Source organism: Adlercreutzia aquisgranensis, assembly GCF_943193145.1.
Taxonomy (GTDB): Bacteria; Actinomycetota; Coriobacteriia; order Coriobacteriales; family Eggerthellaceae; genus Xiamenia; species Xiamenia aquisgranensis.
On record NZ_CALPDA010000024.1, the window covers coordinates 1 to 1,571 of the forward strand.

Here is a 1,571-nt window from a genome sequence, read left to right on the forward strand (position 1 = left end):
GAGCCCACGCCGAAACCTATCCTTCGCCGTCTTGCGCTTGATAACCAAGAGCCCGCGGCGTGACTTCCCCCAGTAGTGGGTGAAGCCCAGAAAGTCGAAGGTTTCGGCACGCTGCTCACGATACGGGCGGAACCTCACCAGGCGGGTCTTGGTCGGGTGCAGGGTGAGGCCGAAGCGCGCGAAGCGCTTGGGCAGTACTTCCAGCACCTTGCGGGCGTCAGCTTCACTGCTGAATGCGAGCACGGCATCGTCGGCGAAACGTACCTCAAATGCGCGTCCTCGCAGGCGTGGCTTGACGTCTTTCTCAAACCACTCGTCCAGTACATAGTGGAGATAGAGGTTCGCCAGCAATGGGGAAATGACCCCGCCCTGTGGGCTGCCGACTACTCCCTTCTGCCACTGCCCAGCCTCCAGTACTCCGGCCTTGAGCCACTTGCCGATCAGGCGAAGGATCACGCCGTCCTTCACTCGTTGCTGCAGAAACGCACGCAGGTGCTGGTGGTCGATCGTGTCGAAGAAGGCTTTGATGTCCAGATCAATGACCCAGCCTCCGCCCATCGACATCAGGCCATTCCTCACCGTTCCGATGGCCTGATGCGCCGAGCGCCCCGGCCGGAAACCATACGAGCACTCGTGAAAATCATGCTCATAGAGCGGCTCCAGCAGGGCCACCACGGCACGTTGCAGGACCTTGTCTTCGAAGGTAGGAATGCCAATCGGCCGTGTGGAGCGCCCGTCTCCCTTGGGAATATTGACGCGCCGCACCGGCGGCGCCCGGTAGCGACCGCTCTTGGCCGCTTCCAGCAGACGCTGGACGTTAGCCTCGAAGTCGCGCGCGAAGTCGTCCGCCGTCTGGCCGTCGATCCCGACGGCGCCGTCACGGCGCGTCATCAGGTAGGCCGTCCTCAGCCACTGGGCGTCGATATGATGCGCCAGTGACGTGAAGGCACGCTGCGGGAAGCGCTCTGCCAGCGCTGCTATCCGCACTTGTTTCGTGGACATGACCTCAGGTTCCTGTGCACCTGTCATGTTGCCCTCGTGCAGTTCTGATGATTGGCCGCCCCTTCCCTCCAGCGGGTCCCGTCGAGTAGGTTCCCCGCCTTCTTCGGTACTATGAGCGACTCCGACTCCCGCCCTTCCATCCGGCTGGCTCCTTATGGTCGCCTGGCCGTACCCCCTGAGTGCCTGTTGTTTGCTTCCGGTACCGTCAGGCACGACAGCACCGGACCGGGAGCTTTCGCCGCAGGCAGCCCCATGCCTGTACCTTTGTCGTTCAGAGGAGAAGGACGGGCCTCCCAGGTTCCTGGGAACCCCCTGTGTGAACATGCCCTGCTCTAATGACCCCGGCGACCTTCGTTCACCAAGCCTTTTCAGTGAACTCGTGTTGCCTTCCGCTATCCGCAGGGCGTCGGCGATCGCGTGGTGAAAATTTCGGGGCTCAATGACACGGCCTACTCACTTGCTATCTACGCTTCACAGCGGCGGTTGCCCGACGCTGCGCAAGACTCGCTACCGGCTGGCGGCTACCCTTGGCCGGGTGGGAATTTCACCCACTGGGGTTCAACTCACCC

The 1,571-nt window shown here is 62.3% G+C and carries 1 protein-coding gene; it reads right to left on the minus strand.

Going from position 1 to position 1,571, the window contains the following annotated elements; genetic code table 11:
* Positions 1–1,029: group II intron reverse transcriptase/maturase (gene ltrA, locus NFR41_RS10410; protein ID WP_251231795.1), on the minus strand; the 1,029-nt coding region annotated here is incomplete at its 3' end.
* Positions 1,030–1,571: the final 542 nt, after the last annotated feature.